The 22,218-nt window shown below is 71.2% G+C and carries 22 protein-coding genes; 7 read left to right on the top strand and 15 right to left on the bottom strand.

Annotated elements, in window-relative coordinates:
* Positions 1 to 137: 137 nt before the first annotated feature.
* From IU476_RS23715 to dapE, 4 genes are read right to left on the bottom strand one after another with little or no spacing between them, the layout of a single operon-like run.
* Entirely contained in the window at positions 138 to 1,904 is a 1,767-nt protein-coding gene (locus IU476_RS23715) for a long-chain-acyl-CoA synthetase (protein ID WP_195103549.1), read from the bottom strand.
* On the bottom strand, positions 1,901 to 2,467 hold the full coding sequence (locus IU476_RS23710) for an LOG family protein (protein WP_438944055.1): 567 nt from the start codon (positions 2,465 to 2,467) through the stop codon (positions 1,901 to 1,903). The genes IU476_RS23715 and IU476_RS23710 overlap by 4 nt, the downstream gene beginning before the upstream one ends.
* A complete protein-coding gene (locus IU476_RS23705; RefSeq protein WP_195103544.1) occupies positions 2,461 to 3,264 on the bottom strand; it encodes an LOG family protein in 804 nt (267 codons plus the stop codon). The genes IU476_RS23710 and IU476_RS23705 overlap by 7 nt, the downstream gene beginning before the upstream one ends.
* A gap of 35 nt (positions 3,265 to 3,299) precedes the next feature.
* Positions 3,300 to 4,406: a succinyl-diaminopimelate desuccinylase gene (dapE, locus tag IU476_RS23700; RefSeq protein ID WP_195103542.1), complete on the bottom strand. Its 1,107-nt coding sequence runs from the start codon at positions 4,404 to 4,406 to the stop codon at positions 3,300 to 3,302.
* An 81-nt stretch (positions 4,407 to 4,487) separates the two neighbouring features.
* Between dapE and dapD the strand changes: the two genes are divergently transcribed.
* Positions 4,488 to 5,441: a 2,3,4,5-tetrahydropyridine-2,6-dicarboxylate N-succinyltransferase gene (dapD, locus tag IU476_RS23695; RefSeq protein WP_195103540.1), complete on the top strand. Its 954-nt coding sequence runs from the start codon at positions 4,488 to 4,490 to the stop codon at positions 5,439 to 5,441.
* 55 nt (positions 5,442 to 5,496) lie between these two features.
* Here the strand turns inward: dapD and IU476_RS23690 are convergent, their stop codons facing one another.
* Together IU476_RS23690 and IU476_RS23685 are read right to left on the bottom strand one after the other, a co-directional pair.
* Entirely contained in the window at positions 5,497 to 5,868 is a 372-nt protein-coding gene (locus tag IU476_RS23690; RefSeq protein WP_195103539.1) for a PPOX class F420-dependent oxidoreductase, read from the bottom strand.
* A gap of 57 nt (positions 5,869 to 5,925) precedes the next feature.
* Complete coding sequence (locus tag IU476_RS23685) at positions 5,926 to 7,335, bottom strand: acyl-CoA synthetase (RefSeq protein WP_228824200.1); 1,410 nt, start codon at positions 7,333 to 7,335, stop codon at positions 5,926 to 5,928.
* Positions 7,336 to 7,488: 153 nt separating this feature from the next.
* On the opposite strand from IU476_RS23685, the gene IU476_RS23680 reads away from it, so the two are divergent.
* Entirely contained in the window at positions 7,489 to 8,346 is an 858-nt protein-coding gene (locus tag IU476_RS23680; RefSeq protein WP_195103537.1) for an oxygenase MpaB family protein, read from the top strand.
* Here the strand turns inward: IU476_RS23680 and IU476_RS23675 are convergent, their stop codons facing one another.
* Positions 8,347 to 8,976 (bottom strand): TetR/AcrR family transcriptional regulator, encoded by a 630-nt coding sequence (locus IU476_RS23675; protein WP_195103536.1) that lies wholly within the window; start codon positions 8,974 to 8,976, stop codon positions 8,347 to 8,349.
* A 146-nt stretch (positions 8,977 to 9,122) separates the two neighbouring features.
* Between IU476_RS23675 and IU476_RS23670 the strand changes: the two genes are divergently transcribed.
* On the top strand, positions 9,123 to 9,989 hold the full coding sequence (locus IU476_RS23670; RefSeq protein ID WP_195103958.1) for an oxygenase MpaB family protein: 867 nt from the start codon (positions 9,123 to 9,125) through the stop codon (positions 9,987 to 9,989).
* 41 nt (positions 9,990 to 10,030) lie between these two features.
* On the top strand, positions 10,031 to 10,492 hold the full coding sequence (locus tag IU476_RS23665) for an acetyltransferase (RefSeq protein WP_324194235.1): 462 nt from the start codon (positions 10,031 to 10,033) through the stop codon (positions 10,490 to 10,492).
* 13 nt (positions 10,493 to 10,505) lie between these two features.
* Here IU476_RS23665 and dapC read toward each other — a convergent pair whose 3' ends face one another.
* From dapC to IU476_RS23650, 3 genes are all read right to left on the bottom strand, one after another.
* Positions 10,506 to 11,612: a succinyldiaminopimelate transaminase gene (gene dapC, locus IU476_RS23660; protein WP_195103535.1), complete on the bottom strand. Its 1,107-nt coding sequence runs from the start codon at positions 11,610 to 11,612 to the stop codon at positions 10,506 to 10,508.
* Between the two features lie 6 nt (positions 11,613 to 11,618).
* A complete protein-coding gene (gene fdxA / locus IU476_RS23655; protein WP_195103534.1) occupies positions 11,619 to 11,942 on the bottom strand; it encodes a ferredoxin in 324 nt (107 codons plus the stop codon).
* Positions 11,943 to 12,104: 162 nt separating this feature from the next.
* Positions 12,105 to 12,575: a MarR family winged helix-turn-helix transcriptional regulator gene (locus tag IU476_RS23650; RefSeq protein ID WP_195103533.1), complete on the bottom strand. Its 471-nt coding sequence runs from the start codon at positions 12,573 to 12,575 to the stop codon at positions 12,105 to 12,107.
* 79 nt (positions 12,576 to 12,654) lie between these two features.
* Between IU476_RS23650 and IU476_RS23645 the strand changes: the two genes are divergently transcribed.
* Positions 12,655 to 13,809 carry an MFS transporter gene (locus IU476_RS23645; protein ID WP_195103531.1) on the top strand — a complete coding sequence of 385 codons (1,155 nt, stop codon included), beginning with the start codon at positions 12,655 to 12,657 and terminating at the stop codon, positions 13,807 to 13,809.
* A gap of 74 nt (positions 13,810 to 13,883) precedes the next feature.
* Here IU476_RS23645 and IU476_RS23640 read toward each other — a convergent pair whose 3' ends face one another.
* Positions 13,884 to 16,484 carry a bifunctional FO biosynthesis protein CofGH gene (locus IU476_RS23640; RefSeq protein WP_195103530.1) on the bottom strand — a complete coding sequence of 867 codons (2,601 nt, stop codon included), beginning with the start codon at positions 16,482 to 16,484 and terminating at the stop codon, positions 13,884 to 13,886.
* Between the two features lie 166 nt (positions 16,485 to 16,650).
* Between IU476_RS23640 and IU476_RS23635 the strand changes: the two genes are divergently transcribed.
* Together IU476_RS23635 and IU476_RS23630 are read left to right on the top strand one after the other, a co-directional pair.
* The gene (locus IU476_RS23635; protein ID WP_195103529.1) at positions 16,651 to 17,169 is read left to right on the top strand and encodes a PH domain-containing protein; all 519 of its coding nucleotides are present in this window, start codon (positions 16,651 to 16,653) and stop codon (positions 17,167 to 17,169) included.
* Between the two features lie 65 nt (positions 17,170 to 17,234).
* Positions 17,235 to 18,860: a PH domain-containing protein gene (locus IU476_RS23630; protein ID WP_195103952.1), complete on the top strand. Its 1,626-nt coding sequence runs from the start codon at positions 17,235 to 17,237 to the stop codon at positions 18,858 to 18,860.
* 6 nt (positions 18,861 to 18,866) lie between these two features.
* Here the strand turns inward: IU476_RS23630 and IU476_RS23625 are convergent, their stop codons facing one another.
* The 4 genes from IU476_RS23625 to IU476_RS23610 are packed head-to-tail and all read right to left on the bottom strand — an operon-like array spanning position 18,867 to position 22,194.
* Positions 18,867 to 19,286, bottom strand: coding sequence for a hypothetical protein (locus tag IU476_RS23625; protein WP_324194233.1), 420 nt, complete (start codon positions 19,284 to 19,286; stop codon positions 18,867 to 18,869).
* Positions 19,283 to 19,441, bottom strand: a complete 159-nt coding sequence (locus tag IU476_RS23620; protein ID WP_187686978.1) for a hypothetical protein — start codon at positions 19,439 to 19,441, stop codon at positions 19,283 to 19,285. Before IU476_RS23620 ends, IU476_RS23625 begins: the two co-directional genes overlap by 4 nt.
* Before the next feature lie 48 nt (positions 19,442 to 19,489).
* Positions 19,490 to 20,413, bottom strand: coding sequence for an N-acetyl-1-D-myo-inositol-2-amino-2-deoxy-alpha-D-glucopyranoside deacetylase (mshB, locus tag IU476_RS23615; RefSeq protein WP_195103528.1), 924 nt, complete (start codon positions 20,411 to 20,413; stop codon positions 19,490 to 19,492).
* The gene (locus IU476_RS23610; protein WP_195103527.1) at positions 20,410 to 22,194 is read right to left on the bottom strand and encodes an ABC transporter family substrate-binding protein; all 1,785 of its coding nucleotides are present in this window, start codon (positions 22,192 to 22,194) and stop codon (positions 20,410 to 20,412) included. The genes mshB and IU476_RS23610 overlap by 4 nt, the downstream gene beginning before the upstream one ends.
* Positions 22,195 to 22,218: the final 24 nt, after the last annotated feature.

Raw genomic sequence — 22,218 nt, 5'->3', positions numbered from 1 at the left:
GGAAGCGGAAGGACAGTGCGCCGTCCACGCTTGCGGGTGCGGGTGACCACGGCTCGCGCGCTCAGGGCTTGGGGGTGCGAGTGACCGCGGCCCGCGCGCTCAGGGCTTGGGGGCGCGAGTGACCGCGGCCCGCGCGCTCAGGGCTTGGGGGCGCGACCCGCGGCGACCTCGTCGGCGTAGCCGTCGTAGTACGGCACGTATCCGTCGGCCCGGCCCGCCAGGACGTACAGCGTGCTGGCGTCGTCGGGGGTATAGCCCTGCTTGCGCAGTTCCACCTTGCGGCTCTTGAACGTCGAGGTGGTCTCCAGTTCGGCGACCACCCGCACGAACAGCGGGACCGCGTAGGCGGGCAGCCGCTCGTAGAGCTGCCGGGCCAGCGCCACGCCGTCGAACTCGGAGTCCGGCCGCATCGTCACCGCGGCCATGCCGGCCTTGCCGTCGGCGCCCGGGATGTCGACGCCGTAGACGACGGCCTGGGTGATCTGCTCGACGCCGTCGAACGCGCCCTCCACCTCGGTGGTCGCGACGTTCTCGCCCTTCCAGCGGAAGGTGTCGCCGAGCCGGTCGGCGAAGGCGATGTGCCGCCAGTGCTGATCGCGGACCAGGTCGCCGGTGTCGAACCAGACGTCACCGTCCCGAAAGGCGTTGCGCACCAGCTTCGATTCGGTCGCCGACTCGTCGGTGTACCCGTCGAACGGCGAACGGCTGGTCACCTTGGACAGCAGCAGGCCCGTGCCGCCCGGCCGCACCCGGCGCAGCCGGCCGTCCGGGAACCGCTTCGCCTTGCCGGTGTCGTCGTCGAATTCGACCACCGCGTACGGCAGCGGGCCGAAGCCGGCGGTGCGGTCGACGCCGAAAGCGTTGATGAACGCGGTGTTTCCCTCGCTCGAGGCGTAGAACTCGACGATGCGCTTGATCCGGAACCGCGTGCGGAACTCGTCCCACAGCTCCGGGCGCAACCCGTTGCCGACCGCCAGCCGCAGGGCGTGCTCGCGCTCGGCCGGCTTCTCCGGCTGGTTGAGCAGGTAGCGGCACAGCTCGCCGATGTAGATGAACGCGGTGGCCCGGTTGGCGACCACCTCGCTCCAGAACGCCGACGCGGAGAACTTGCGGCCGATGGCGAAGGTCGCCCGGGCGCCGAGCACCGCGCCGAGCGCCACCGTCAGCGCGTTGTTGTGGTAGAGCGGCAGGCAGCAGTACATGGTGTCGTCGCCGCGCAGCCGGATACCCAGCCCGCCGAGGCCCGCCATGCTCTTGGTCCAGCGCAGATGGGTCATGACGCTGGCCTTCGGCAGCCCGGTGGTGCCGGAGGTGAAGATGAGGAACGCCTGCTCCCGGGCCCGGATGTCCGCGCACACCGGCGGGTCGGCCGCGTCGGCGGAGCGGGCCAGCTCCGTCAGCTGCTCGGTGTAGAGCAGGTTGTCCGGCGGTGCGGGCAGCGACTCCAGCGCCTCCCGGCACTCCTCCCCGATCACGTTCACCACGCTGTGCAGCAGCCCGAAGCTGTGCGCCAGAACCTGTTCGCGCTGATGGTGATTCAGCAGTCCGACCGTCGCGCCCAGCTTCACCGTCGCCAGCACCACGAACAGCGTCTCGGGCCGGTTGGTCATCAGCACGCCGACCACGTCGCCGCGGCCCACCCCGCGGTCGGCCAGCACGTGCGCGTACCGGTTCACCTCGGCGTTGGCGTCGGCATAGGAGTACTCGCGGCCCTCGAAGCGCACGAACGTCCGCAGCGGGTTGCGGCGCGCGGCGCGCTGGAAATACAGGCCGACCGAGGACTTGTCGTCCGGTCGCACCAGCATGCCGAGCGCGCCGCGCAGCATGCCGGGGGCGTCCAGGGCCATGCCCGGCAGACGGCGGGCGATGTCGAGCAGGGTGACGCTGGTCTGCGTATCGTTCACGGTTCCTCCGGGAGCGGTGTCGTGAGTGCGGCGAACGCGGCCGTCAGGTCCGCGGTCACGGTGATCCGGTCCAGGGCGCCCTGCCCGACGAAGCCGCCGTCGCGAATGCCGTCGAGCCAGTCGAACAGCCCGCGGTAGTGCCCGTGCGGGTCGAGCACCACCAGCGGCTTGTCGTGCATGCCGAGATAGCCGCCGGTCCAGGCCTCGAAGAACTCCTCCAGTGTGCCGATGCCGCCGGGCAGGGTGAGAAAGGCGTCGGCGCGGGCCTCCATGATCTTCTTGCGTTCCCGCATGGTGTCGGTGACCACCAGCTCGTCGGCGTCGACGTCGGCGACCTCCAGGTGCACCAGCTGCTTGGGGATGACGCCGACCGTGTGCGCGCCGCCGGCCCGCGCCGCCGTCGCCACCGCGCCCATCATCGACACGTGGCCGCCGCCGGACACCAATTGCCAACCGCGCCGGGCGATCTCGGTGCCGACCTGGGCGGCCAGCCGCAGCTGCGCCGGATCCGCGGCACTGGCCGAGCAGTACACGCACACCGCGTAGGGCCGCTCGCTCACCACTGGTCCTCCGTGCCCGGCGCGTACTCGGCGCGGCTCTCGGCGGCGGCCAGCACGATCTCGACGACCTCCTCGACGCTGTCGGTGACGTGCAGCAGATTCAGGTCACCGGGCGAGACCTTGCCCGAGCCCGCCAGCGAATCGCGCAGCCACTCCATCAGCCCGCCCCAGTAGCGCGTGCCGAACAGCACGATCGGGAAGCGGGTGATCTTGCGGGTCTGCACCAGCGTCAGCGCCTCGAACAGCTCGTCCAGGGTGCCGAAGCCGCCCGGCAGGCACAGGAAGGCCTGCGAGTACTTCACGAACATGGTCTTGCGGGCGAAGAAGTAGCGGAAGTTGATGCCCAGATCCACCCACTCGTTGAGGCCCTGCTCCATCGGCAGTTCGATGCCCAGCCCCACCGAGAAGCCGCCCGCCTCCGAGGCGCCGCGGTTGGCCGCCTCCATCACGCCCGGGCCGCCGCCGGTGATCACCGCGAAGCCCGCGTGCGCCAGCGCGCTGCCGATGGCCCGCGCGGCCTGGTACTCCGGCGTGTCCACCTGGGTGCGCGCGGAACCGAATACGGCCACCGCCCTGGGGATCTCGGCCAGCGCCCCGAAACCCTCCACGAATTCGCTCTGGATCCGCAGCACCCGCCACGGATCGGTGTGCACCCAGTCGGTGGGCCCCCGCCCGTCCAGCAGATGCTGGTCGGTGGTGCCGCTCCCCTCCTTGCGATCGCGCCGCAACATTATCGGCCCGCGAAACTTCGGCGCCGACTTCGGCGATCGGGAGGCCACAGGCTCGGAGTCGGTCGACATGCGCACAGGGTACTGAATTGCCGGCACCGCCTCCTTTACACCGGCCGGCTGTTGCCTGTCAGGTAGCTGCGGAGGATTTGGGTGACGGCGGTGATCTGGGCAGTGGGGACTCGCTCGTCGACCTTGTGGGCGAGGTTGGGGTCGCCGGGGCCGAAATTGACGGCGGGGATGCCGCGGGCGGCGAAGCGGGAGACGTCGGTCCAGCCGTACTTGGCGCGCACTCCGCCGCCGCCGTGGGCGTGGACCTTCTCGATCAGGTCCTTCGCGGCCGGGGCGGAGAGGCCGGGCAGGGCGCCGGGAGCGCCGTCGGTGCGTTCGAAGCCCACGTCCAGACCCGAGAAGAGTTGGCGCACATGCTCGGTGGCCTCGTCCAGGGAACGGTCGGGGGCGAAGCGGAAGTTCACCACCACCTCGGCCTCGTCGGGCACCACGTTGCCGGCCACGCCGCCGCCGATCCGCACCGCCGACAGACCCTCGCGGTACACGCAGCCGTCGATGTCGACCTGCCGGGCCCGGTAGTCGCGCAGCCGTTCCAGGATCGGCGCCAGCTTGTGGATCGCGTTGTCGCCCAGCCACGCTCGCGCGGAATGCGCCCGCGTCCCGGACACGGTGAGCCGGGCCCGCAGCGTGCCCTGGCAGCCCGCCTCGATCCAGCCGGCCGAGGGCTCACCCAGGATGGCCAGGTCGCCGTCCAGCCACTGCGGCAGCTCGCGCTCGATGCGGCCCAGGCCGTTGAACTCGGCGGCGATCTCCTCGCAGTCGTAGAAGATCAGCGTCAGGTCGCACACCGGGTCGGCGACGGTGGCGGCCAGGTGCAGGAAGACCGCGTCGCCGGACTTCATGTCGACGCTGCCGCACCCGTGCAGGATCTCCGCGCCGTTCTCGGTGTCGAAGTGCCCCGGCACATTTCCCGCGATCGGCACGGTGTCCAGGTGCCCGGCCAGGATCACCCGGTTCGGCAGCCCCCGGTCGGTGCGGGCGAGCACCGTGTTGCCGTGCCGCAGCACCTCGAAGCCGGTGGTCTGCTCGCGCAGCGCCCAGGTCACGGTGTCGGCGATCGCGGCCTCGTCCCGCGACACGCTCGGGATGTCGACGAGGGCTGCGGCGAGAGTGATGGGGTCGGCGCGCAGATCGATGGTCATTCCAGCCACCCTAGCGACCGCGCGGAGTGCGGTGTCGCCTGCGATACAGGGCTCCGTCTCCGATTGCATACACTGCATCGCGTGAGTACTCAGGGAGCATCCGCAGTCGGCCTCGCGACGGTGACCGTGAACGGGACGATCCTCGACACCTGGTTTCCGTATCCGGAACTCGGCGAGTTCGCCGAGACCGGCACCACGAAGCTGAGCGCGGCCGACCCCGAATACACCCGGTTCGCCGAGCTGGTCGGTTTCGACGAGGCCCGCCGCGTGGACGTGATCGCGGTGCGCACCACCATCGCCGACCTGTCCGCGGCCCCGGTCGACACCCACGACGTCTACCTGCGCCTGCACCTGCTCTCGCACCGGCTGGTGCCGCCGCACGGCCTGAGCCTCGAGGGCCAGTTCGGGCTGCTCGCCAACGTCGTGTGGACCAACCACGGCCCCTGCGCGGTCGAGGAGTTCGAGCTGGTGCGCGCCAGGCTGCGCGCCCGCGGCCCGGTCACCGTGTACGGGGTGGACAAGTTCCCGCGCATGGTCGACTACGTGCTGCCCACCGGCGTCCGCATCGCCGAGGCCGACCGCGTGCGCCTGGGCGCGCACCTCGCCGAGGGCACCACGGTCATGCACGAGGGTTTCGTGAATTTCAACGCCGGGACGCTGGGCGCGTCGATGGTGGAGGGCCGCATCTCCGCGGGCGTGGTGGTCGGCAACGGCTCCGACATCGGCGGCGGCGCGTCGATCATGGGCACCCTGTCCGGCGGCGGCAAGCAGGTCATCTCGATCGGCGAGCGCTGCCTGCTCGGCGCCAACGCCGGCCTGGGCATCTCGCTGGGCGACGACAGCGTCGTCGAGGCGGGGCTCTACGTCACCGCGGGCACCAAGGTCGCGCTGCCCGACGGCCGGACCATCAAGGCGCTGGAGCTGTCCGGACAGCCCAACCTGCTCTTCCGCCGCAACTCCCTGACCGGCACGGTCGAGGTGGTGGCGCGCAAGGGCACCGGCATCGAACTCAACGCCGCCCTGCACGCGAACTGACGCCCACCGCACCCCGTGCGCCCGCCGCGGCCACGGGGTGCGCTGTGCGCGAACGTCATTCGATGCCGAAGGCCAGCACGCGCTCGGGCGTGATGCGGATCAGTTCCCGCGAGCCGCCGGCGAGATAGGTGTCGACATCGCGCAAAGCCTGTGCGGTGCCGCGGATCTCGAGGCACCGCACCTCCCACGGCTGCACCGAGGCGATGTCGTCGACGACGAACGCCACCCGCGCCTCCTTGGCGAGGTTGCGGAACTTCTGCGAGGCGCCCATGTTGTGCCCGGCGATGTCGACCGTGCCGAGCGCCTCGTTGTAGCGGAAGCCCACCGGATTGTTCTGCGGCGACCCGTCCGGGCGAATCGTGGCGAGCCGCCCCAGCCGCTGACTGCGCAGGTACTCGATCTGGGCGGGCGACAGCGTTGCGATCATGCGCCGACCGTACAACCTCGAGCGCGGTCGAGGTCAACCGCGTAGCGCCGCCCCCGGTCAGCCCAGCAGCTTCTTCTGGACCTTCCCCATCGCGTTGCGCCGCAGCGACGCCACCACCCGCACCTCCCGGGGCCGCTTGTGCGCCGAGAGTTGCCGGGCCACATGGTCGATCAGCTCCCGCTCCACCGGCGCGGCTCCGTCCCGCGCCACCACGTAGGCGACGATGCGCTGCCCGAGATCCGCGTCGGGCGCTCCGATCACCGCGACCTCGGCGACGTCGGGATGCCCGAGCAGGCATGTCTCGATCTCCCCCGCGCCGACGCGGTAGCCGCCGGACTTGATCAGATCCACCGATTCGCGCCCGACGATGCGGTGGAAGCCCGCGGCGTCGACGGCGGCCACGTCCCCGGTGACGAACCACCCGTCCTCGGTCCAGCAGGCGGCGGTGGCGTCGGGCCGGTTCAGGTAGCCGTCGAACAGCATCGGGCCGCGCACCTGCAGGCCGCCGATGCTCTCGCCGTCGTGCGGCACCGCCGCGCCCGCCTCGTCCCGCAGCCGGGTCTGGACGCCGGCGACGGGCGTGCCCACCCAGCCGGGGCGGCGCTCGCCGTCGGCGCGGGTCGACAGCGTGATCATGGTCTCGCTCATGCCGTACCGCTCGACCGGCGCGTGCCCGGTGAGTTCGCGCAGCCGCTCGAACACCGGCACCGGCAGCGGCGCGCTCCCCGACACCAGCAGCCGGGCGTTCGCCAGTTCCTTTGCGGCGGCGGGGTCTTCGGCGATGCGGGACCAGACCGTGGGCACGCCGAAATACAGCGTGCCCCGGGCCGCCGCGTAGGCCGCCGGGGTCGGTTTGCCGGTGTGCACCAGCGGGCTGCCCACCCGCAGCGGACCCAGCACACCGAGGATCAGGCCGTGCACGTGGAACAGCGGAAGCCCGTGCACCAGAGTGTCTTTCGGCGTCCACGCCCACGCCTCGGCCAGCGCGTCCAGTCCGGCGGCGATGGCGGCCCGGCCGAGCATCACGCCCTTGGGCGCACCGGTGGTTCCGGAGGTGTAGAGCACGAAAGCCGTTGTGTCGGGCGCGGGTTCGGGATACACGTGCCAGGATCGCGCGTGCCGCCGCACCGGGATCACCGGCAGCGCGGCGCCTTCCGGTGCCTCACCCAGCCAGGCCTGCGCACCCGAATCGGTCAGGATGTGCTCGAGTTCGGCCGCACCGGCGTCCGGCGGCACCGGCACCGCGGTCACCCCCGCGATGAGGCAGCCGACCACCGCGAGCACGGTCGTCACGGTCGGGCGCGCCAGGATCGCCACCCGCTGGGCGCGGGCCACCCGCTCCGCGACCGAGGTGGCCGCGCCGACCAGGTCGCTGCGCGACAACGTGGTCCCGTCGATGGTGACGGCATCCGGAATATCCGCCCCGGCGGCGACGGCGGCCGGATCCAGCGATCTCAACAGCGGCAACGACCCATACGACACACGACCGAACCTACCAACGCGCACCCGGGCTCGGCGCACGCCGGATCGGCCACCGAGTTGTGACATGTGACGGTTGACACAACGGTGAGTGGGTGAGAGCGTTGATGAACAGCTTTCTCACGGACAACGGGGTCGACGATGACCAGCCCGCTTCGCGCATCGAGGCACGAATTCAGCTCGCCGCGCCGCGATTTCGACATCACCCGCCACGTGGACGGGTCGGCGGCCTTCTTCGGCGCGGCGGCCAACGTCATCATGCAGCTCAGCGCGCCGCCGGTCGGCTACGGCGTGGTCGAGAGCACCGTGGACAGCGGCAAGATCTTCGTGCACCCGATCAAGCGCACCCGCACCACGCTCACCTACCTCGCGGTGGCCCTGCTGGGCAGCGACGACGAGCGCGCCGCCTACCGGGAGGCGGTGAACCGGTCCCATCGCAGCGTCCGCTCGACCGCGACGAGCCCGGTGAAGTACAACGCCTTCGACCCCCGGCTGCAACTGTGGGTGGCGGCCTGCCTGTACTGGGGCGCGCGCGACCTGCACGAACGGATGCACGGACCGATGGCCGCGGCCGACGGCGACGCCTTCTACCGCCACGCGGCCCGCCTCGGCACCACCTTGCAGATGCCGCCGGAGCTGTGGCCGCCCGACCGCGCGGCATTCGACCGGTACTGGACCGCGAACCTGGCACGGACCACCATCGATCCGCCGGTGCGCGAGTATTTCGAAGACCTGATCGATCTGAAGATGTTCCCGCGGCCGATCCAGCTGGCGTTCGGGCGTTTTCACCGCTTCGTCGTGGCGGGTCTGCTGCCGCCGCACCTGCGCGAGCAACTGGACCTGCGCTGGAGTGAACGCGACGACCGCCGGCTGGCCCGGTTGCTGCGCAGCGTCGGCGCGGTCGAGGCGCGGATGCCCGCGCCGGTGAAAGTGTTCCCCGTCAACGCTTTTCTGCTCGACCTGCGCCTGCGCCGCCGGCTCGGGCTGCCGCTGGTCTAGTCAGGGGATCCGGAAGCCCGGCACCACGTGCTCGCGCGCGAAACGGCGCAGCGCCGCGTCGTCGTCGAGCGGGATGACGGTCTGCGGGGTCAGCGCCATCGACAGCGAGGTGCGCGCGATCATCTCCGCCAGCGGCTGCGGATCGTACTGCGGCAGTTTGCCTTCCGACTGCAAGCGGGTGACGAACTCGGCCAGGTAGTCTCGGCCCAGCTCGATCACGGGACCGCCGTGCACGGTCAGATACGGCAGCACGGTCTCCGGCTCCGTCTTGAGCAGCCGATCCAGCAGCCGGTTGCCGCGCAGCCCGTCGAGGAAGGCCACGAACAGCTCCACGATCTGGTCCTCGGCGCTGGCGTCGCGGTCGATCTGCCGCTGCACGGCCGCGTCCACCTGATCGATGAACTGGCGCGCCTGGCGCATGCCCACGGCCTGGATCAGGTCGGACTTGCCCGCGAAGCGGCGATACAGCGTGGCGAGCGAGAGACCGCCCCGGCGGGCCACCTCGACCATGCTCGTCCGCTTGATGCCGAAGTCGAGGAAGGCCAGCAGCGCCGCGTCGAGCACCTGGGACTGACTGTCGTCGGCGCCCGCCCCGCGCACCAGCGGCAGCAGTTTGGCCAGCTTGGCCATGACCCGATCCCCTCTCCGCTCGATACGATGACAGTCGAATCATCGCACATCGTCATTCCGCACCCACCATGATCATTGACAGGTCGCGCCACTCGATGAGAAGGTGAGGCTCTAAGTTTCTCACATATCGAGGAGACGTGTCGACGATGACCGCCGCCCTGCGCGACACCGGCCCCCAGCCGGAGCCCTCCGAGTCCACCCTGACCCCGGAAACCGTCCGCGACCACATCGACGGGATCGCCGCCTTCCTCGGTGGCGCCGCGAACGTCATCATGCAGCTCAGTCATCCGCCGGTCGGCTACGGCGTGCTGGAGAGCACGGTCGACAGCGGCAAGGTGACACTGCACCCGCTCAAGCGGCTGCGCACCACCCTCACCTATCTGGCCGTGGCCTGGATGGGCAGCGACGAGGACCGCCGGGCGTACCGGGAAGCCGTGAACGGCTCGCATCGGCCGGTGCATTCGAAGCCGGGCGCGCCGGTGAAGTACAACGCCTTCGACCCCCAGTTGCAGCTGTGGGTGGCGGCCTGCCTGTACTGGGGCGTCGACGACCTCTACACCCGAATGCGCGGACCGATGGAACCCGAACTGGCCGAGGAGTTCTACCGCTACAGCGCCCGGCTCGGCACCACGCTGCAGATGCGGCCGGAGCTGTGGCCGGCCGACCGCGCCGCCTTCTTCCGGTACTGGGACGAGAACCTGGCCCGGCGGACCATCGATGAGCCGGTGCGCCGCTACTTCAACGACCTGATCGACCTGCGGATGACCCCGCGCCCGGTGCAGGTGGTGTTCGGCCGCTTCCACCGCTTCACCGTGACCGCGCTGCTGCCCCAGCACCTGCGCGACGAGATGGGCATGACCTGGACCGCCCGCGACGAACGCCGATTCCGCCTGGTACTGAAGGCGATCTCGGCCGTGTGGACGCGCCTGCCCGCCGTGCTCCGCGCGGCCCCGCTCAACACCTACCTGGCGGATATGCGCCTGCGCCGACGGCTGGGCCGGCCGCTGGTCTGATCCCGAGGGGACTTCGCGCGCAACCCCTTACCATCCCTAACGTGACCGACGAGAAGATCCGGCTGCGGCCGTGCGCGGGACCCGCCGAATTCCCGCGGCTGGTGGAAGTGTGGCGCAGCGCGGTCCTGGCGACGCACCACTTCCTGACGCCGGAGGATTTCGCGGATATCCAGAGTCACCTGGCCGACGACTACTTTCCCGTCGTCGACCTCACGGTCGCCACTATCGACGGCGGCGTCGTCGGCTTCTCCGGCCTGGCCGCAGGCCAGCTCGAGATGCTGTTCATCGACGACGCCCACCGCGGCAGCGGCGTCGGATCGGCCCTGCTGCGCGCCGCGCTGGACCGCTACCCCGCACTCACCGTCGACGTCAACGAGCAGAACCCCCAGGCGCTCGGCTTCTACCGCCACCACGGTTTCGTCGTCACCGGCCGCTCGGACACCGACTCCGAGGGCCGCCCGTACCCCCTGGTCCACCTGGTCTACGCGGCGCCGGGCGACTGAGGCGCTTCCGCTCCTACTCGGCCAGGCGTTTCGCGGCGGCGGCGATGCGCTCGTCGGTGGCCGTGAGGGCGATGCGGACGTGTTCGGTGCCGGTGGGACCGTAGAAGTCGCCGGGGGCGGCGAGGATGCCGCGGTCGGCCAGCCAGTCCAGCGTGGTGCGGCAGTTCTCGCCGCGGGTCGACCACAGATATAGGCCCGCCTGTGAGTGGTCGATGCGGAAACCGGCGTCCCGCAAGGCTTTTCGCAGCACCTCGCGGCGCGCCCGGTAGCGCTCGCGCTGCCGGTCCTCGTGCGCGTCGTCGCCGAGTGCCGCGGTCATGGCGGCCTGCACCGGGAACGGCACCATCATCCCGGCGTGCTTGCGCACCTCCAGGAGTTCGCGGATCAGGGTGGCGTCACCGGTCACGAACCCGGCGCGATAGCTCGCCAGATTGGAGGTCTTGGACAGCGAGTGGATCGCCAGCAGCCCGGTGTGGTCGCCGCCGCACACCTCGGGATCGAGGATCGACAGCGGCCGCTCGTCCCACGCCAGGCCGAGGTAGCACTCGTCGGACGCGACCACCGCGCCGCGCTCGCGGGCGTAGTCGACCACCTTGCGCAGGTGCTCGACGCCGAGCACGCGGCCGGTCGGGTTGGACGGCGAGTTCAGGAAGATCAGGGCGGGGGTTTCCGGCCCGAGCCGGGTGAGGCCGTCGGCGCGCGCGATGCGGGTGCCCGCCAGCAGCGCACCCACTTCATAGGTCGGGTAGGCGACCTCGGGAATCATCACCAGGTCGCCCGCGCCCAGGCCGACCAGCCGCGGCAGTCCGGCGATCAGCTCCTTGGTGCCGATCACGGGCAGTACCGCGTCCGGCTCGACACCGGTGATGCCGAAGCGCCGCTTCAGCGCGTCGGCCGCGGCCGCGCGCAGTTGGGGCGTGCCGTGCGTGGTCGGATAGCCGGGCACCTCCGCCACCGCCGCGAGGGCCGTGCGAATCAGCGGATCGACGGGGTCGACGGGCGTGCCGACCGACAGGTCCACCAGACCGTCGGGATGGGCCGCCGCCCGCGCCTTCGCGGAAGCGATGGTGTCCCAAGGAAAATCGGGCAGCAGCGCGCTGACCCGGCCACGCTCGAACAACGCCGGCTACTCGCTCGCCATCGGCGGCAGTTCCTTGATGAACGGCGGGTCGTAGTCGACCTTGCCGACCTTGGTGGCGCCGCCGGGCGAACCCAGGTCGTCGAAGAAGTCGACGTTGGCGTTGACGTAGCCGCTCCACTGGTCCGGCGTGTCGTCCTCGTAGAAGATGGCCTCCACCGGGCACACCGGCTCACACGCACCACAGTCCACGCACTCGTCGGGATGGATGTACAGCATGCGGTTGCCCTCGTAGATGCAGTCCACGGGGCATTCCTCGATGCACGCCTTGTCCTTCACGTCAACGCACGGTTCAGCGATGATGTACGGCACTGCCGCTCTCCTAGTCTGGGTCCTTGCCTGCGGGATACCTCCGCCCGCGCAAACAGTATCCCGGCGCACTTACATTACTACTGGTCAGCCTTGCCTAACTTCGGCGCACCCCGCACTGCTCGGGCAGCCCTTCCGCCCCCGGTCGCGGCGCTCCTGCCCCGATCACGAAACCTGTTCGGCCGGATCGCTTTCCACCGTCGAGACCAACAACCGCAACAGCTCGCGCAATTCCCGCTGCTGATCTCCGGTCAACGAGGTCAACGGTGATCCCGTGCCGAGCCTGGCGAGCACGGCCGCTCGGCTGTCGCGTCCGGCCGGTGTGAGTTCGATCTGCTTGGCCCGCCGGTCGCGGGGGTGTGGTTTGCGCTCGACCAGTCCCTGAGCCTCCAGCCTATCGAGCACGAAGGTCGCATTCGAGGGCTCGCACGTCATCCGCACGGCCAGCTCCCGCGCGGTGATCGGTTCCGACAGCTCGCGCAGCGCGATGACCTGCGACGGGGTCAGGCCGAGCTGTTCGGCGACGCGCCGGACGTGCACGTCGAGGCGATGGGTGAACGAGTGCACGAGTCGGCACACGTCGCGATCGATCTCGGTGTCCACGGGTGTATGCGACGTGGTCTCCGGCCGGGCCATGACACGAGTCTAGCCAGGATCATTCGAGCTGTGATAGTTATAGTTCGAATTATTCGAGCTGTAACTACTTGGAGTGGTGATGCGACTCCCTCTGCTGTCTCTGATGCTGGTCGTGTTCGGCCTCACGACCGGTGAATTCGCGATCGCCGGGATCCTGCCGGAGGTCGCGCGCGACCTCACGGTGCCGGTGTCCTCGGCGGGCCTGCTGGTCACGGCCTACGCGCTGGGCATGATCGTCGGCGGCCCGGTGCTCACCGTGCTGACCGCCCGGATGTCGCGGCGGCGCCTGGTGCCCGGCCTGGTCGGGTTCGCGGTGCTGGCGAACCTGGCCTCGGCGGTCGCGCCGTCCTATCCGGTGCTGCTGCTCACGCGGTTCGCGGCCGGGCTGATCGTGGCCACCTTCTTCGCGGTGGCGATCGCGACGGCGGTGCTGAACGCGCCGGAAGGCCGGGCCGCCTCGGCGATCGCGCAGGTGGCGCTCGGCATGAACCTGGGCATCGTGCTCGGCACGCCGCTGGGCGCCGTCGTCGGCCAGCACCTGGGCTGGCGCGTCACCTTCGCCGCGGTCTCGGTCTGCGCCGCGCTGGGTTTGCTGATGGTGCAGCGCTTCGTCACCGAATATCCGCCCGCCGCAACCGGTTCCGCCCTCGGCGAGCTGCGGGTGCTGGCCGATCGGGAGCTGCTGCTCGCCATCGCCCTGACCGCGCTGGGCAGCCTCGGCGCGGTGGCGGTCTTCACCTACATCGCGCCGCTGCTCACCGAGGTCGCGGGCTTCGGCGCGGCCGCGGTGCCCGCGCTGCTGCTGGTCTACGGCGCGGGCGCGGTGGTCGGCAACCACCTCGGCGGCCGGCTCGCCGACCGCGCCCTGCTACCCACCCTGCTGGGCCTGCTCACCGCACTGGCCGCCACCCTGGCCCTGTTCTGGGCCGCCGGTGAAAACCCCGTCGCCGCAGCGATTCTCGTCTTCGCACTCGGCGCACTGACCTTCGCCGTCATCCCCGGCATGCAATCGCGCGTACTCGCCGCCGCCGCGGCCGCCCCCACCCTCGGCATCGCCCTCAACGCCTCCGGCTACCAACTCGCGGCCGCCGCGGCCGGCCGCCTCGGCGGCTGGACCCTCACCGACGGCCCCGGCCTCCACACCCTCCCCCTACTGGCCGCCGCCCTGACCCTCACCGCCCCACCCCTCACCCTCTACATGCTCCACCGCGACCGCCACCCGACCCCCGCGTAAACCCCTACAGCTTCGGGCCGACCTCGAGGTCGGCCCGAAGGCACTTGCAGCGCAGAGCATTCCGCGGAGTTCGCTCAGGTCGTGGTCAGGGTCAGTGCGGGGGTGCGGTGTGGGGGTTTGCCGTAGAGGGTGGTGCGTTCTCGGGCGGGGCGGCCGATGCCGGTGGCGATGTCGGTCAGTTCGGCTACGGTTTTGGCGGAGCCGTGCTGGGAGCCGGCCATGCGGGAGATGGTTTCCTCCATCAAGGTGCCGCCGAGGTCGTTGGCGCCGCCGTTGAGCATCACCTGGGTGCCCTTGGTGCCCAGTTTGACCCAGCTGGTCTGGATGTTGTCGATGCGGCCGTGCAGCATGATGCGGGCCAGGGCGTGGGCGGCGCGGTTGTCGCGGATGGTCGGGCCCGGGCGGGAGGCTCCGGCCAGGTACAAAGGCGCGCTCTGGTGCACGAAGGGCAGCAGCACGAATTCGGTGAAACCGCCTGTCTCGTCCTGGATTCCGCGCAGCACCCGCAGGTGCCCCACCCAGTGCTTCGGGCTGTCGACGTGCCCGTACATCATGGTCGAGCTGGACCGGATGCCGAGCTTGTGCGCGGTGGTGACGACCTCGATCCACGCCGAGGTGGGCAGCTTGCCCTTGGTGAGCACCCAGCGCACCTCGTCGTCCAGGATCTCCGCGGCGGTGCCCGGAATCGTGTCCAGCCCAGCGTCTTTCAGCGCCGACAGCCAGTCGTGGATGCTCTGCCCGCTGCGCGACACGCCGTTGACGATCTCCATCGGGCTGAACGCGTGCACATGCATCGACGGCACCCGCTTCTTCACCGCCCGCACCAGGTCGGCGTACCCGGTGACCGGCAGGTCGGGGTCGATGCCGCCCTGCATGCAGACCTCGGTGGCGCCCTCGACGTGCGCCTCCCAGGCGCGGTCGGCGACCTCCTCCGCGGACAGCGAGAACGCGTCGGCGTCGCCCTTGCGCTGCGCGAACGCGCAGAACCGGCAGCCGGTGTAGCAGATGTTGGTGAAGTTGATGTTGCGGTTGACGATGTAGGTGACGTCGTCGCCGACGGTGTCGCGGCGCAACTGGTCGGCCAGCGCGGCGATCGCGTCCAGCTCGGCCCCGTCGGCGGTGGCCAGCGCCAGATACTGGTCGTCGGTGAGCCCGGCCGGGTCGCGCTCGGCGGCCCGCAGCGCGGCCAGTACGTCGGCGTCGAAGCGCTCCGGCGCGGCCGCGGCCAGCTCCCGGACCTGCTCGCGGATCGTCTCCCAGTCGCCGAACGCGCCGACCAGGTCGTCGCCGAGCCCGGAGTCGCTGCGCGCGTCCGTGTTTCGGCCGTCGGTGTCGATGGCGGTGTTCAGGTCCACCCGGCCGGTCGACTCCCACGACTCGTCCGGCTCCTGCCACGGCAGGCCCTGCGGGATCGCGTCCGGCCGCGCCAGCCCCGTGTTCAGGTCCGACAGCGCCGCGACGTGCGCGCCGATGCGCGGGTCCATCCACGGGTTCCCGGCGCGCACGTAGCGCGGGTGCGCCGAGGTGCGTTCGGCGAGCCGGTAGCCCGCGGCCGCGGTGATCTCGGCCAGGGTGTCCAGATTCGGCCAGGGCCGTTCGGGATTCACGTGGTCCGGCGTCACCGGCGACACGCCGCCCCAGTCGTCGATGCCGGCATCGATCAGCGCCTGGCACTCCTCGCGCGACACGAGGTTCGGCGGCGCCTGCACCGCCACGTCCGGCGGGAGCACCAGCCGCGACACCGCGACCGCGGCCCGGAACTCCTCGATGTCGGCGTCGGGGACCTCGCGCATCGCGGTGTCGTCCTTGGCCCGGAAGTTCTGCACGATCACTTCCTGGATGTGCCCGAACGCCTTGTGCTGCTTACGAATCGCCATGATGGATTCGGCGCGCTCGCGCAGCGTCTCGCCGATGCCCACCAGGATGCCGGTGGTGAACGGCACCGACAGCCGCCCGGCGTCGGTCAGCGCGCGCAGCCGCACCGCCGGGTCCTTGTCCGGGCTGCCGTGGTGGCAGTTGCCCTTCTCGCTGAACAGCCGCGTCGCGGTGGTCTCGAGCATCAGCCCCATGGACTGGCTGACCGGCTTGAGCCGGGACATCTCCTCCCACGACATGACGCCGGGGTTGAGGTGCGGCAGCAGCCCGGTCTCCTCGAGCACCATGATCGACACGGCGCGCAGGTAGTCCAGGGTGGAGTCGTAGCCGTGCTCGTCGAGCCACTGCGCGGCCTCGGGCCAGCGGTCCTCCGGGCGGTCGCCGAGGGTGAACAGCGCTTCCTTGCAGCCGAGCGCGGCACCCTGGCGGGCGATATCGAGCACCTCGTCCGGCTCCAGGTACATGCCCTTGCCCTCGGCGCGCAGCTTGCCCGGCACGGTGACGAAGGTGCAGTAGTGACAGCGGTCCCGACACAATCGGGTCAGCGGGATGAAGACGTTCTTGGAGTAGGTGATGGTCTTGGACCGGCCCGCCGACTCCACGGCGGCGTCGCGGACCCGGGCGGCGTGCCGGCTCAGCTCCACCAGGTCGTCGCCGCGGGCGTGCAGCAGGACGGTGGCCTCGTCGACGTTGAGGGTCACTCCGTCGCGGGCCCGCCGCAGCGCCCGGCGCATCGCCGAGGCGGTCGGGGGTGCGGGCGGGATGCCAGGGTTCGGTAGATCCGTCACGCCCTCGATCATGCGCCAACCATTCGAGTGTTCCTCCTCCGGTGCCTGTGCCGTGACACAACCCGGCCCGCGAGCGGCCTATTCCATGCGCGGCGGATTCGTTCCGGTCCGGCCGGGGCACAATGCGATCCGGGCTTCGCACCGGCGGCAAGGCGAAATTCCGTGCAACGATGACTGCATGGCAGAACCCTCCGACCGGACCGCGGCCGGTCGCACGATCATGGCCGATCCCGCGTGGCGGCCCAGTCCCCGCGCGCGCCTGCTGTGGGCGCTGGGGCCGGCGGCCGGGTGGGCGGTCGTGCTGTTCGGCGAGCTGGTCTGGGTGCTGGTCGACGCCGAGCACCGGGCGGCACAACTCGCGGCCGTGCTCGCCACGCTGGTGGTGGCCGCGGTCAGCGTGATCGCCGTGCCGCTGTGGCGCTACGCGGTGCACCGGTGGGAGGTCACCGACGACGCGGTCTACACCCGCACCGGATGGCTCACGCAGGAGAGCCGGGTCGCGCCGATCACGCGGGTGCAGACGGTCGACACCCAGCGCGGTCCGCTGGAACGGCTGCTCGGGCTGGCCACCGTCACCGTCACCACCGCGTCGTCGGCGGGCGCGGTCCGGATCAGCGCACTCGACCGGCCCGTCGCCGAACGCACCGTGGCCCGGCTGACCGAGATCGCCGCGCTGCACCGGGGAGACGCGACGTGACCCAGCCCTCCGGACCGGTCGCCGCGCAGGCGACGCACGACGTCTGGCGGCGGCTGGACAAGCGCATGCTGCTGGTGCATCCCGTGCGCGAGGTGGGCCGCTACATTCCGGTGCTGGTCCTGTCGGTGATCGTCGGCACCCGCAACGACAATCCGGGGTGGGGGCTGGTGGCGCTCGCCGTCATCGTCGGGTTCGCGATCGCCCGCTGGTTCACCACCACCTATCGGATCGGCCCGGACAATCTGGAGTTGCGCACGGGGGTGCTGCAACGCAAGCGACTCGCGGTGCCGCGCACCCGGATTCGCTCGGTCGACATCGAGGCCTCGCCGCTGCACCGGCTGCTCGGGCTGGCGGTGCTGACCATCGGGACCGGGCAGCAGGCGGGCAAGGACGAGCAGTTCAAGCTCGACGCCCTGGACGCCCGGCTGGTGCCGGGGATGCGCGCCGAGTTGCTGAAGCACCTGCGCGACACCGAAACCGCTGACGCACAAGGAGTTTCGGATGCCACGGCACTCACCGAATCCTCCTCCGGCAGTAGCGATCCCAGCACGGCGCAGCCGCCCACGCGCCGCGAGAGCGTGGAAATCGGCCACTGGCAACCGAACTGGGTGCGCTACGCACCGTTGTCGCTGACCGGGTTCGCGCTCGTCGCACCGGTGGTCGGCCTGGCGTTCCAGTACGGCCTCGCCGAGGCCGTGTTCCGCTCGGACGCCGTGCACAACGTGGGCGAACGCAGTGCGTGGTTCCTGACACTCGTGATCGCGGCGCTGGTCGTCGCGGTGATCGCGATCGTCAGCCTGGCCGGGTGCGCGCGCTATCTCACCACGTTCCACGGATTGCGCGTGCTCGACGACGGCCGCACCCTGCACATCCGCCACGGCCTGTTCACCACCCGCCAGACCACTCTCGACCTGACCCGCCTGCGCGGCGCGACCGTGAACGAGCCACTCCTGCTGCGTCTGGCCGGCGGCGCCGAACTCGAGGCCGTCATGGTCGGCACCAACCCCCGACAGAAGATCCTCCCCCAGGCTCCCCGGGCCGCCGTCGACCGCACCCTCGGCCACCTCCTCGCCTCCCGCCCACTCCGCACCCGGGCCACACCCCTCTCCCCTGCGGATGCCGCAACCGGCCCCCCATTCGAATCCGCCACCGGTGCGGCACAGGCGCTTTCGCCGCCCACACGAGCCGAGGCTGAGGATGCCGCCGCCCCCGCGAGGATCGCGCTGACCCCGCACGGGCCGCAGGCGCGGCGACGTCGTTATACCCGCGCGCTGGCACCGGTGGCGGTGGTCGCGGTCGCGTTGATCGCGATTGCCGTTGCGGGAGTGAGCGTTCCGGTGTGGGCGTGGGCGGTGCTGGGTGTGATCGCCCTCGGGGCAACGGCTTTGGCGCACGACCGGTACCGGGGGCTGGGCCATGCGGTGCTGCCCGCCACCGCCGAGCGGCCGACCTGGCTGATCACCCGCAGCGGCTCGTTGGACCGGGACCGGGACTGTCTCGAAGCACCCGGCATCATCGGCTGGACCGTGCGCCAGACCTTCCTCCAGCGCCGCGCCGGACTCGCCACCCTGGTCGCGGCCACGGCGGCCGGGAAGAAGCGCTACCACGTGGTCGACGTACCGGTGGCGCGCGCGTGGGAACTCATCGAAGAAGTGACCCCGGGCCACCTCGGCTACCGCGCGGCGCGGTAGCGCGGTTCAGTCGCGCGGGCGCAGGAAGGCCCGGCGGAACAGGTAGAAGCCCGCCGGGATCAGCCCGCACCCGAGCAGCAGCGGCGAGGTCCAGCTGTCGGTGAGCAGCACGTCGCCGCCCGGTCCGCTGGCCGAGCAGATCAGGAACCCGAGCAACCACGCCAGCAGCGGCAGCGCCATGGCCGCCGGCCGGGCCACCACCACGCCCATGCCCATCACCAGCAGCACGTTCACCACCGCCGCGGCAAGCACCGAGATCGGGAACGGCGTGCCGCCGAGATAGCTGGGCAGGTACAGCACCTCGAGCGCCAGCGACAGCACACCGTCGAACACGAGCACCCCGGCCAGCACGCCGCCGAGCGGTGCCCAGCCGGGCGCCTGCGCGCCGGGCGCCGGACGCACTCGGCCCATCGAGGTGGCCGTCACGGCACCGGCGGGAAGCCGAGCAGCGTCAGCAGGTGACTCTGCATGTCCACGAATCCGTAGAGCACCGACAGATACAGATCGTGCTGCGCCTGCCAATGGGGCTTCTGGCTCTCGACGAACGCCACGATCGCGTCCTGCAGGCTCCAGTTGTACATGCGCGCCAGTCTAGGCGGCGCGGGTCCGGCCCGGTGCGCCCCCAGCACTCAGCGCGATTCGCCCGCGGCCACCGGCAGACCGGCGAACAGGTCGTGTTCGCGCCCGTCCGCGCCGACCGGGCCGAGCCGCCCGCGCACCAGCACGAAATGCTCCTCGGGCAGCACCGGCTGGGCGATGTCGTTCGACAGCGCGAACTCCCGCCCGGACGGCGCCACGCTCACCTGGGTCGCGTGCGCGCGCAGCGCGGCGCGCTTGGCGGCCAGCACCTCGGACACATCGATGGCGGTGGTCACCGACTCGCTCGGCACACTCGGCAGCTCGCCCGCCGCGGGCAGCCGCCACCCCGGCGGCAACGCCCCGGGCAGCCGGTCGACCGTGCGCCGCGCCAGCGCCTCGGTGTGCAGGCGCAGCACCTCGGCATCGGTCACCGTCCAGTAGGCCTTCGGGACCGACCAGCCCTGTTCGGCCGCCGCGTCGATCGCGGCCATCGTGACCCGGTGTGCGCGAACGTGATCCGGATGCCCGTAGCCGCCGCGCGGGTCGTAGCCGACGACCACCTGCGGCCGCACCGCCAGCAGTACCCGCACCAACTCCCGCACCGCCTCGTCACCGGAGTCGACGAACGCGCGCGGATGCAGCGTCTCCAGCGGCCGCGGATCGGAGGTCTCCCCCGCCATGCCCGAATCGCGCCACCGCCCGGCACCGCCGAGGAACAGCGGCGGTCCGGCGTCCAGAGCGGCCAGCGCCCTGGACAATTCGCCGATCCGGTAGCCGCCGAGCTGATCGGCCTGCGCGCTGACCAGCCGCGCCCACTGCTCCCCGATGACCTCGCCCTCCTCGCCGAGCGTGCAGGTCACCACGGTCACCGGAACGCCGCGGCGGCGATAGAGCGCGATGGTGCCGCCGGTGGCGATCGACTCGTCGTCGGGGTGCGCGTGCACCAGCAGCAGGCCGCCGTCGGCGTCGCTCACGACAGCCGTCGCCAGGTCGCGGCCCCGCCGAAGATCCCCGCCTCGATGGCGCCGCTCAGCGACACCCCGTCCATCCGCGAGCTGGCCGCGGCCACGCCGTTGTCCTGCATGATCGGCAGCACGACGCCCAGCTCCCACAGCCGGGGCTCGACGTCGCCGAGCACCTTGGGCACGTCGGTCCCGCGCAGCGCGGTGTCGATCGCCGGTTGCAGCGCCGGATCGCAGACCCCGGAGATATTGCTCGGCGCCTTGCGAATGTCCTCCACCTGCGACGACGTCTGGTCGGTCTCGGCGGCGGGCGCGGGCGGGCAGCCGTAGCGGGAGGCCAGCACGGTGGCCGGGTCGTTGCCCGCGCGGTCCCAGCCGACGATCGCGTCGATATTGCCGGCCAGCAGTTCCTTGCCGTACAGCTCCTCGGCGGGCAGGCTGCGCACGCTCGCGTCGATGCCCGCGCTGCGCAGCGTGTCGGCGGCGGTGTTGGCGACGGCCAGCGCGGTGGTGTCCTTGTCGACCGCGGCGAGCCGCACGGCGAGGGTCTTGCCGTTCTTGGCGAGCTGCCGCGGCTGCGGCGCGGGCGAGGTCGGCGAGTTGCCCACCGGTGTCTCGGGCGCGCGGGCGAAGCCGGCCTCGGCCAGCAGCGCGAACGCCTCCTCCGCCGACGGCCGCGGCGGCGCGGTCGGCGCGTACCCGGGATCGGAGGGCGAAAGCACCTGCGCGCGAGCCGGTTCCGACCACGAACCGGTCTGCGCGCCGACGGTGGCGAGCAGCGTCGGGTCCAGCAGTCCGAGCACGGCGTGCCGCACCCGCGGATCGGACAGGTCGCCCGAACGGCCGTTCAGCGCCAGTTGCAACTCGCGCGCCTGCGGCATGATCGACGTGCGCACGGCCGGAATCGCTTGCAGCTGAGCCTGTGTCGCGGTGCCGCCGCGCACCAGCGCCATCTGCGCGTCGCCGGAGCGCAGCGACTCGGCCAGTTGCGCGGTGGTGCCGCCGCGGCGCAGCAGGATCTGATCCGGCACCGCGGGCGTGCTCCAGTAGCGGTCGTTGCGTTCGAGCAGGATCTCCTCGCGGCCGGAATCGGCCTGCTTGACCCGGAACTGCCCGCCCGAGATGGGATTCTGATCGATCAGGCCGCGCTCGACGGCCAGCGCGCGCTGAAACCCGCCCGGCGAGTCCTTCAGCAGATGCGCGGGCAGCAGGTCGGTGAACAACTGCCGCCACGCCGGATACGGCTCCCGGAACGCGACCGTCACCGTCTTGCCGCCCGCCGACGAACTCACATCCGAGATCAGCCGGTACCCGGCCGGATCGACGACACCCGGCTGGGTGATCATCTGCTGCCACAGGTACCGGAAGTCCTCGGCCGCGATCGGCGCGCCGTCCGACCAGGACGCCTGGTTCTGAATCTTGTAGGTGACGGTGAACGGCTCCTGCGCGCTCACGTCCGCCGACACCATGAGCGCGCTGTCGGGCGCCCAGTCGGTCGCGCCCGGCACCGCCGGCGAGGGCACCGGCCGGAACGGGCTCGGGAAGACCATCGAGCTCACCGCGTTGGTGGCCGGCGACTGGTTGGACCGCAAGTGCGGATTGAACCCGATCCCGATGTCGTCGACGGCCACCACCACCGTGCTCTTGGTGGGCTCGGCGGGCTGTGTCTTGGGGCTGTCGGTGCTCTCGATCGGCGGCGGCGGGTTCGCGGTGCACCCGGCGAGCACCGTCACCGATATCGCGGCCACCGCCGCCACCGCGCGCCACCCGGCCCGAATTGCTGAACCCGGCATCACGTCCGGCACTCTACAGGCCGC

This window comes from Nocardia blacklockiae (assembly GCF_015477355.1).
Lineage (GTDB): Bacteria > Actinomycetota > Actinomycetes > Mycobacteriales > Mycobacteriaceae > Nocardia > Nocardia blacklockiae.
The sequence above is the reverse complement of the archived record's forward strand: the minus strand, read 5'-3'. Positions and strand labels throughout refer to the sequence as shown.

Bases quoted from the DNA above. Each gene is read 5' to 3' on its own strand.
- IU476_RS23705 (WP_195103544.1), bottom strand. From the start codon at position 3,264: ATGTCGACCGACTCCGAGCCTGTGGCCTCCCGATCGCCGAAGTCGGCG.
- dapE (WP_195103542.1), bottom strand. From the start codon at position 4,406: ATGACCATCGATCTGCGCGCCGACCCCATCACTCTCGCCGCAGCCCTC.
- IU476_RS23690 (WP_195103539.1), bottom strand. From the start codon at position 5,868: ATGATCGCAACGCTGTCGCCCGCCCAGATCGAGTACCTGCGCAGTCAG.
- IU476_RS23680 (WP_195103537.1), top strand. From the start codon at position 7,489: ATGACCAGCCCGCTTCGCGCATCGAGGCACGAATTCAGCTCGCCGCGC.
- IU476_RS23675 (WP_195103536.1), bottom strand. From the start codon at position 8,976: ATGGCCAAGCTGGCCAAACTGCTGCCGCTGGTGCGCGGGGCGGGCGCC.
- IU476_RS23670 (WP_195103958.1), top strand. From the start codon at position 9,123: ATGACCGCCGCCCTGCGCGACACCGGCCCCCAGCCGGAGCCCTCCGAG.
- IU476_RS23650 (WP_195103533.1), bottom strand. From the start codon at position 12,575: ATGGCCCGGCCGGAGACCACGTCGCATACACCCGTGGACACCGAGATC.
- IU476_RS23645 (WP_195103531.1), top strand. From the start codon at position 12,655: ATGCGACTCCCTCTGCTGTCTCTGATGCTGGTCGTGTTCGGCCTCACG.
- IU476_RS23640 (WP_195103530.1), bottom strand. From the start codon at position 16,484: ATGATCGAGGGCGTGACGGATCTACCGAACCCTGGCATCCCGCCCGCA.
- IU476_RS23635 (WP_195103529.1), top strand. From the start codon at position 16,651: ATGGCAGAACCCTCCGACCGGACCGCGGCCGGTCGCACGATCATGGCC.
- IU476_RS23630 (WP_195103952.1), top strand. From the start codon at position 17,235: ATGCTGCTGGTGCATCCCGTGCGCGAGGTGGGCCGCTACATTCCGGTG.
- IU476_RS23620 (WP_187686978.1), bottom strand. From the start codon at position 19,441: ATGTACAACTGGAGCCTGCAGGACGCGATCGTGGCGTTCGTCGAGAGC.
- IU476_RS23610 (WP_195103527.1), bottom strand. From the start codon at position 22,194: ATGCCGGGTTCAGCAATTCGGGCCGGGTGGCGCGCGGTGGCGGCGGTG.